The organism is Streptococcus sp. 79 (genome assembly GCF_013277425.1).
GTDB lineage: Bacteria > Bacillota > Bacilli > Lactobacillales > Streptococcaceae > Streptococcus > Streptococcus pseudopneumoniae.
In genome coordinates, this window is record NZ_VMMW01000055.1 from 1 (window position 1) to 8,880 (window position 8,880).

Annotated in this window: 9 protein-coding genes and 1 pseudogene; 5 read left to right on the forward strand and 5 right to left on the reverse strand. The window is 36.1% G+C overall.

Annotated elements, in window-relative coordinates; genetic code table 11:
• Positions 1-215 precede the first annotated feature (215 nt).
• On the reverse strand, positions 216-365 hold the full coding sequence (locus HT729_RS08130; RefSeq protein ID WP_329600473.1) for a DUF3502 domain-containing protein: 150 nt from the start codon (positions 363-365) through the stop codon (positions 216-218).
• Positions 366-609: 244 nt separating this feature from the next.
• Between HT729_RS08130 and HT729_RS08135 the strand changes: the two genes are divergently transcribed.
• The 5 genes from HT729_RS08135 (at position 610) to HT729_RS08155 (ending at position 4,497) form a co-directional block, all read left to right on the forward strand.
• Positions 610-1,002 (forward strand): hypothetical protein, encoded by a 393-nt coding sequence (locus HT729_RS08135; protein ID WP_000183090.1) that lies wholly within the window; start codon positions 610-612, stop codon positions 1,000-1,002.
• 147 nt (positions 1,003-1,149) lie between these two features.
• Positions 1,150-2,226 (forward strand): hypothetical protein, encoded by a 1,077-nt coding sequence (locus HT729_RS08140; protein WP_050223173.1) that lies wholly within the window; start codon positions 1,150-1,152, stop codon positions 2,224-2,226.
• Complete coding sequence (locus HT729_RS08145) at positions 2,227-3,048, forward strand: hypothetical protein (RefSeq protein WP_000771482.1); 822 nt, start codon at positions 2,227-2,229, stop codon at positions 3,046-3,048. It begins immediately after the preceding gene.
• Positions 3,049-3,052: 4 nt separating this feature from the next.
• Positions 3,053-3,880, forward strand: coding sequence for a hypothetical protein (locus tag HT729_RS08150; RefSeq protein ID WP_172931889.1), 828 nt, complete (start codon positions 3,053-3,055; stop codon positions 3,878-3,880).
• Between the two features lie 2 nt (positions 3,881-3,882).
• Positions 3,883-4,497 carry an ATP-binding cassette domain-containing protein gene (locus tag HT729_RS08155; RefSeq protein ID WP_172931890.1) on the forward strand — a complete coding sequence of 205 codons (615 nt, stop codon included), beginning with the start codon at positions 3,883-3,885 and terminating at the stop codon, positions 4,495-4,497.
• Positions 4,498-4,689: 192 nt separating this feature from the next.
• On the opposite strand, the gene HT729_RS08160 is transcribed toward HT729_RS08155, so the two are convergent.
• From HT729_RS08160 to HT729_RS08180, 4 genes and pseudogenes are all read right to left on the reverse strand, one after another.
• Positions 4,690-6,165 (reverse strand): ABC transporter substrate-binding protein, encoded by a 1,476-nt coding sequence (locus HT729_RS08160; protein ID WP_172931891.1) that lies wholly within the window; start codon positions 6,163-6,165, stop codon positions 4,690-4,692.
• 234 nt (positions 6,166-6,399) lie between these two features.
• A complete protein-coding gene (locus HT729_RS08170; RefSeq protein ID WP_000818348.1) occupies positions 6,400-7,323 on the reverse strand; it encodes a carbohydrate ABC transporter permease in 924 nt (307 codons plus the stop codon).
• Between the two features lie 13 nt (positions 7,324-7,336).
• Entirely contained in the window at positions 7,337-8,266 is a 930-nt protein-coding gene (locus HT729_RS08175) for a sugar ABC transporter permease (RefSeq protein WP_007284784.1), read from the reverse strand.
• Between the two features lie 367 nt (positions 8,267-8,633).
• A pseudogene (locus tag HT729_RS08180) lies at positions 8,634-8,849 on the reverse strand (transposase domain-containing protein); the annotation flags it as partial.
• Positions 8,850-8,880 lie beyond the last annotated feature (31 nt).

An 8,880-nucleotide genomic window follows, 5' to 3' on the forward strand; every position in this document is an offset into this window, starting at 1 on the left:
TATCCACAACCTCAAAACTGTGTTTTGAGCAGCCTGCGGCTAGCTTCCTAGTTTGCTCTTTGATTTTTATTGAGTATTAAAATAAGGATAAGAGAAAACAGGAATATCTATATCCTTGTGCCCAAAAAACCACTGCCTCCCCCAGATAAGCCTGAGGAAAGCAGTGATTCTTATTTTAGGAGTTAGGAATGAATACACGAAATCAATTTAGCTGATTATTTTTTGTTTTTCAAGAATTCATCGTATTGTTTTTGCATTTCGTTCAATACTTTTTCGTAGGAACCTTCAGATTTCAATTTTTCCATCAATTCTGGAATCGCTTTATCTGGGTCAAATATAATAAAATGAAATAAGAATCGAGCAATTTAATTTTGGAATCCAAATCAATTTATAACAATATTTTAGAAGAGATGCTGTACTATTCTAAATTCAATATAATAATTTAACCATATTTTATGAGATATGTAAATCTAATAACTTATTTTATAAAGACATTATCACATTCGAATTACAAATCACAAATACTTTATTTTGCGATTGACATTATAAAAAAAAAGTAGTACAATGTAAATGAAATCGGTTTCACTGAAATACAAAGGAGGTATTGTGATGACAAATTTGAAAAAATGCATCGCATTAGGACTGGGAGTCGCTTGCTTACTCCCCTTAGCTAGTCAGACTGTTTCTGCTAAGATGGTGTATTTCAATCTTCATGTTACACGCGAAGACTATTCCGTTAGTAGCCGAAAAACTGAAAAAACAGACGGCTCCCCTGCTGTTGCTAATATCACAGGTGGTCTTGGTTGGGGAAAAAAGGTCAGAATTCGCGCTTGGACTGCTGCTGAGGATGAACCTGCAACTGAGATGAAAATAGCTGATTCAAATGGTCGCTATAATCTTCACTATAATGACGGTTATGGGACAATTGGACGTTATTATTATCTCAACGCCTCTAAATATGGTTGGCTCGACTCGAATATTACAGGACGTTTTGACCCTTAATTCGTCTCAAAACAAAAAGTAACAAACATTGGGTTATTCGCTAGTTTATCATGTGAGCGCTCACTAGCCTAACGCCCCCTTCTAAGAGTAGAGGCATCATCTAAAAAGTATCATGTCTCTGCTCCTTTTTTAAAGGAGCTTTTTACTATGAAAAAATACCTATTATTTCTACTTATTCTTCCCTTTATCTTTTTAACAGCTTGTCAATATAGCCAAAAGCAAACAACTGAGATAAATAAGGAAAATCTTCCCATAAAAGAAGGTTATAAAGAGATAACAGAGCAAATCTATCTATCAGACCAGATAGATACCTCCTATAAAGAAGAATTGCCTTTTTGGGACTCAAAAAAAGGAGACAAAGAAACATTGGTAACAGCTATCCAAAATTTTATGGGAAGCGATAGTGAAATTAGTGAAATTATTGCCGATAAGAATCCTTTAACCAGACTCCAAAAAGGAAAGACCAGAGCAGATATTACCGTCAATAAAACTGGATCATGGATTCATTTAACATCTGATCAAATATCAGATCTATCAAGTGTTTTCCACAACCTACGATTAGACGCTATTGAAAATAATCTAAATCTAACCGACTTTAAAGAAGAACTTCCATTTTCAAAAGAAGATGGTGTTAACAAAGTTAAGCAATTTCTAAATACCCTCCAATTAGGATTTGACGATTATGATTATCTCATCTACGCTATCTCAAAAGAAACACTCCTTGAGTATCTCCCAACCTACGAAAGAAATGCCAAAGAATTAAAAGGAACAAAGATAGACAAAAACAATCTGACTGATATGTGCTATGTTACTGTTTTTCCAAAACTTTCTAGTAAAAGAGTTATTGATGGCGAAACTCAGCTAGGTTCATCCGGAGAGATTAGTTTTATTCATGGTCCTGACCTAAACTTTATCATCACCCAAGCAGGGATTCAAGGAATTGATTTATCTGGTGTTATCTTACCGACTCAAAAAATAGATAAAATGGCGACTCTTTCTGTCCAAAAAGGATTAGATGTTTTAAAAGAAAAATACGAAAATTTGATTTTGGACAGTCCAATTTATATTGAGTCATTTACAATTGAGTATATACCTATTCCCACTCAAGAAAAAGAACTCTATGGAGGAAATCTCTATCGTCCCTTCCTAATCTTTACAATCAAAGAAAAAGATCGTATAGATAAAGCAGTTATCGATCCCACAAACTGGAAAGAGGTAAGTTAGATGAAACTACTTCTCCCCTTTAAATATACGCTAAAAGATTGGAGGATTTGGATTGGACTACTCTTTTCCTTAGTAGTTGCATTGATGATGTCCTATACAGATCTAACAATAAAATTAGACGGAAGAAATTCACTTGCAGTCCCTGATTATTTCATGCTCTCCTTCTCTAGAAATCTAGCAATGTCATTATATATCTTAACAGCAGCTTCCACTGTAGTAACAGACTTTTCACAAGACTACCATCAAAATAGACTTCCTTTTTTACTTAGTCGTATGTCTCTGCGACAATACGCTTCTTCCTTCGTCAAACGGTTAATTTTCCGTTCTTATTTTGTAGGACTGACCTTAGGATTCTGTTTTTTAATTCTCCTCTCCTTTTATTTTCCCCTCACTAATTCTCACTACTCATCTACTTTTAGCAATCAGTGGTTGTTAAATCAAGGATTTATATTCCTTTTCTACTTCCTTCTCATTAGTCTAATTGGACTCTATTTTGCATTCTTTACTCTATTAGGTGGAGTTCTTTCCGTTTTTTACCCTAATGTGTTAATGGTCTATCTTCTTCCAAGTACAGCCTGGTTTGTCCTCACAACATTTGGTTTAGAGAGAGTTCTCCCTTTTTTTACTCTACCACATATCGTCTTAACGACAGATGATTATTTACGAGAAGGGCTAGCATATTTTCAAGTAGGTGACGAAAACTTTCGAAATATTTTTTCGTTGCTTTATCCTTATATTTTCTTAACTCTATGGGCACTTTTGTCAATAGAGATCATTCGACTAGCTCTTAAAAAACATTGGCATTTTTATGATAAGGAGTAATCTTATGGAGATTATACGTGTAGTAACTATTCTCTTAAAACAACAATTCACCTTTAAACGATTGTTGCCTATCTTAATTTTCTTTCACCTCTATACTTTGATTTTAATGCTACCTTTTTCTAATTTAGCTAATCACTTCAAAGAAACTTATCCTGTCAGCATTGTAACTGTTCTCTTCACGAGTCAATGGTTCACTGCAATTTCTATTTTATCTGTCATACTACTATTTAGCAATCTTCCTTTAAAAGATACTTTCCAGTTTTGGTTAATCTTAAAAATCGGACAGAAAAAGTGGATGCTCTCCCAGTTTATTTATCTGATTATAGCGAGCTTAATCGCTTCGATTTACCAAATCATCAGCATTTTAATCACTTTTCTCCCTACACTACACCTTTCAAATCATTGGGGACGTCTCCTACCCTCCCTAGCTCAAGGACGCATTTCATTTCCGGAAGGTGTTGATAGCATGACGCATCTACGCTCAATTATACTGCAATATTATTCTCCCTATGGCGCTTTTTTTCAAATATTCTTATTGCTATTCCTTATGTTCATATTGATTGGGGGAGTGATTTTCGTTTTCAATAGTCATTATTCTAATTTAGGAAATACCTTAGCCTGTGGATTAGTTATTGTAGAATTATTTATTACAGAAGCTTCACGTTTCTGGATTAAATTTTTATCTCCTTTAACTTGGCTAGACTTCCATTATATTAAATACGAAGCCCATTCTGGCTTACTATCCCTACCAGAAATAATTACTCGTATCCTACTTTTATACCTTTTGCTCACCATAATCCTAGTTGTTATGAAAAAAATAAGGAGACAATAGATATGACAGACTTACATTTAAAATCTATTCGTAAAAACTATAAACACAATGTAATTTTTGAAGACCTTTCCTTTGAATTTTCCAGTGGAAATATATACGGAATTGTTGGATATAACGGTTCAGGAAAAACAGTTTTACTCAAGTGTTTAGCGGGATTAGAAGGTATAACTGAAGGAAAAATCGAATTAGATGGAAACATACTTGGAATAGATTTTCCCTTCTTACCAAGTGTAGGTGTTATTATTGAGACTCCAGGATTTCTGGAAGGTTATTCTGGTTTTGATAACTTACATCAACTAGCTCTAATCAAAAATAAAATAGGAGAGAAAGAAATCATTCAGAGTATGATAGATGTAGGACTCAATCCTAGTTCTTCTAAAAAAGTAAAACACTACTCTTTAGGAATGAAACAAAAATTAGCTCTAGCACAGGCTTTTATGGAAAATCCAGATATATTACTCTTAGATGAACCAATGAACGGACTTGATAAGCAATCTGTTCAAAAAATTCGTGAAAAATTACTCCACCTAAAAGAAAAGGGGAAACTTATTATTCTAGCTTCTCATATAGAGCAAGATATCGAATGTCTCTGTGGTGAAGTTCTATACTTGGGATAAGAATGATTTATTATAGAGACAACACTCCTCATAAAATAGCAATTTTATACAAAAAGACCAACTATACCTGAATTATATTAGTTGGTTTATTTTTCATTCAAAAAAACCACTGCCTCCCCCAGATAAACCTGAGGAAAGCAGTGATTCTTATTTTAGGAGTTAGGAATGAATACACGAAATCAATTTAGCTGATTATTTTTTGTTTTTCAAGAATTCATCGTATTGTTTTTGCATTTCGTTCAATACTTTTTCGTAGGCACCTTCAGATTTCAATTTTTCCATCAATTCTGGAATCGCTTTATCTGGGTCTACAGTACCAGTGTTGATAGCTGTATCAAATTGTTGCATTGTGTTAGCGATAGCTGAGATTTCAGATTTCACATTGTCAGTATTGAAGATAAATCCAAGCGCTGGAGATTCTTTAGCTTCTGCCAATTCTTTCTTAGAATTTTCGATTTGTTGGTCTGTAACGTTTTCGTTGATATAAAGGATCCAGTTGTTACCAGTGTTCCATCCACCCATGTGAGTGTTTCCATTATAAGCATCAAGAACGCGAACACGGTTTTCTTTACCTTCAATTTTTTCCCAGTTCTTGCCTTCTGGACCGTAAACAAGACCGTTCAAAAGTTCTGGGTTCGTATTCAAGAGGTTCAAGATTTCCATTGATTTTTCTTTGTTCTTAGAGTTGTTTGAGATGACAAAGTTAGCAACTTGTGTTGTTTGGTTTTTCTTGATGAAGTTAGTAATTGGTTTGATTTGGATATCTTTGTTTGCAACACGTGAAAGCAAGCTGTTACCGTAGTCAGCTGGTCCTACTGTTTCTTCACGAACGAACCAAGTATCTTGTTGAATGTCAAAGGAAGTATCGCTTGTTGCGACGTCTTTTGGAATGTAGCCAGCTTCATAGAATTTGTGAAGAGTCTTCAAGTGTTCTTTGAAACGAGGCACTTCGTAACGGTTTACAACTTTAGTAGTATCGCCTTCAAGGTCAATAACGAATGGAAGCCCATTTGCTACTGGGTAGTCAAAGTTATCAGATGGGATGAAAATTTTACCAATAGCAAATGGTACTACGTCTGGAGCTTTTTCTTTGATTTGTTTCAAGACTGGCTCAAGAGTTTCGTAAGAAGTAACACCTGAAATATCGATACCATATTTGACAAGGAGAGTTCCGTTGAAGGCGAAGTTTTGAGATGATGCAACGTTGGCTGCAACTGGAACAGCGTAAATCTTACCATTTACAGTATTACCCTTGATATAAGCTGGGTCAAGTGCCTTGTAAAGGTCTTTACCTTCTTTTTTGTACAATTCTGTCAAGTCAGCATAAGCACCTTTTTGAGCATTTACAATATAGTTATCTGCAAAGGCAATATCATAGTTTTCACCAGATGATGTGATAACTGACATTTTCTTACCATAGTCACCCCAGCCAAGGTATTGGATATCCAATTTGGCACCAACTTTTTCTTCGATGATTTTGTTGGCATTTGCTAACAATTCATCCAAGTTGTCTGGTTTGTCACCGATTTGGTACATTTTGATAACAGTTTTGTCACCTGAATCAGCAGCTTTTTTGCTGTTACCTGTCAAATTTCCACAAGCAGCAAGACCTGCAGCCAAAGCGACTACACTAGCAGATGCAAAAGCATATTTTTTCCAGTTTTTCATGATAAAAACTCCTTTTTTTATTTTTAAACTTATAAACAATGTAATGATTTTATACTCAATGAAAATCAAAGAGCAAACTAGGAAACTAGCCGCAGGTTGCTCAAAACAGTGTTTTGAGGTTGTGGATAGAACTGNNGGCAAGGCGACGTTGACGCGGTTTGAAGAGATTTTCGAAGAGTATTAACTTCACACAAGGGAAGTTGGGAACTGAGAAATGTTCTTTCTCAATAAGCACTATTCTTTCACACCACCGATAGTCAAACCTTTTACAAAGTAGCGTTGGAAGAATGGATACAAAATCGCGATTGGAAGGGTTGCAACCACAACCATGGCCATACGACCTGTTTCTTTCGGTAGAGCAACTCCCAGTTGACCAGTCAAGCCGACCGCTTTGGCGATGTAGTCCATATTTTGTTGGATTTGCATGAGCAAATATTGCAATGGATACAAGTTGTCACTCTTGATGTAAAGAAGGGCGTTGAACCAGTCATTCCAGAAACCAAGTGCTGTCAAAAGCGTGATGGTTGCGATACCTGGTAGTGACAATGGCAAACAGATTTGGAAGAAAATCCGAGCCTCACTGGCACCATCGATACGAGCCGATTCGAGAATGGCTTCTGGAATGGTCTTCTTGAAAAAAGAACGCATCAAGATGATGTTAAAGGGTGAGAGAAGCATTGGAACAATCAAGGCCCAAACAGTATCCCCAAGCTGAAGCACACGAGTCACCATGATATAACCTGGTACCAAACCAGCGTTGAACAACATACTGAGCAGAACGAAGATGGTAAAGAATCTGCGATACTTAAAGGTTGTCCGTGAAATAGCGTAGGCATAGGTTGTTGTGATAAAGACATTTGTAAATGTCCCAACTACGGTTACAAAGACAGAAATGAAGAGGGCTTGTAAGATTTTATCCTTAAACTGTGCCAAGAACTCAAAACCGTCTAATCCAAATTGGGATGGGAAGAAGCTGTAGCCGTATTGGAGGAGGCTTTTCTCGTCCGTCACCGAAATAATGATAACGAATACGAAGGGTAGGATACAAGAGAGGGCAATCAAACCCGAAATGATACTGAAGAAGATATCTGCTTTCTTACTGAAGGAGTGAATGCCGACATTATCAATTTTTTCTTTTTTAATTTTCTTTTCTGCCATATTCTCCTCCTTTCTAGAACAAGGCTGAGTTTGGATCAACTCGTCTTGCCAGTAAGTTTGATAGAACCACCAGAATCAAGCCGACTACTGATTGGTAGAGACCTGCCGCTGAAGCCATCCCGATATCTGCTGTCTGGGTCAATCCATTATATACATATACGTCCAAGACGTTGGTTACGTTATAAAGCTGACCAGCATTGTGGGGGATTTGGTAGAAAAGACCGAAGTCTGCACGGAAGATATTTCCAACTGCAAGGATGGTCAATACAGTTACCAATGGTGTCAACTGCGGAATGGTTACATTGCGAATCCGTTGCCATTTGCTAGCTCCGTCTACTGTCGCTGCTTCATAGTAGGTTGGATCAATTCCCATAATCGTCGCATAGTACATGACACTGCTATATCCAAAACCTTTCCAAATACCTAGGAAAAGTAGGAGATAGGGCCAAATTCCCAAATCAGCGTAGAAGTTGACTTCTTTTAGACCAAGACTTTCCAATAAATGGTTGAACACCCCTTTATCAATGTTTAGGAAGGCATCTGTAAAGAAACTGATGATAACCCAAGACAAGAAGTAAGGGAACAACATAGAAGTTTGGAAAATCTTCACCATTCTCTTGGAACGGAGTTCACTGAGGATAATGGCAATCCCTACAGATACAACCAAACCTAGAAAGATAAAGCCAAGATTGTATAGGACAGTATTTCGTGTGATAATAAAGGCGTCTCTTGAACTAAATAAGAATCTGAAATTATCAAGTCCGACCCATTTACTATTTATGATACTATCTATGAAACCATTACTGGTCATGTGGTAGTCTTTGAAGGCAACCACGTTCCCAAATACTGGAATGTAGAAGAATAGAATCAACCAGAGCGCCCCTGGCAAAACCATCAAGAGAAAGATCCAGTTGTCTCTCAAGGTTTTTGAAAACTTATTCATAATTTCCCCCCTTTTTTATTTTGATATCCATCTAAAAATTCCTTTTTAGACTTTTGATAACGATTACATTATTAGTATACTCCTATTTGCAGATTAGGTTAAACTCCTAATTATAGAAAAAACTCCACAAATTATGTAGCAGATTTAAAACTTTATCACCACTATCAAACAAATGTTCTAAATCAATTGTTTATTTTATCTCTATTAGCCTAATGATAGATACCTTGTTATGACGCACTGACACTAAATTTTAGGACAACTGATGCTAGCTAGTATTTTCAGAAGAAAAGTAACCGTCCAATAACGAAGTATATTGAAAAATCTCCAGACTAGGGAACTCAGCGATAGTTCCTAATCTGGAGATTTCTTATTTGCACTTTTCTTGTACAACTTTAGTCCATGGTAAATAAGCCTCTAAAACCTCTTTGTTTACGAGAGTTTCCTCGTTTGGAAGACATTCTAGAAGATAGGATAGATATTTTTCACTATTTAGTTGATGACGTTTAGCTGTTTCCAACAAACTCATAATAATAGCTGTTGCTTTAGCTCCTTCAAAACTTTGAGAAAACAACCACCCTCGCTTTTTAAAATTTAGCTTAGGCTAAAAGAGTCCA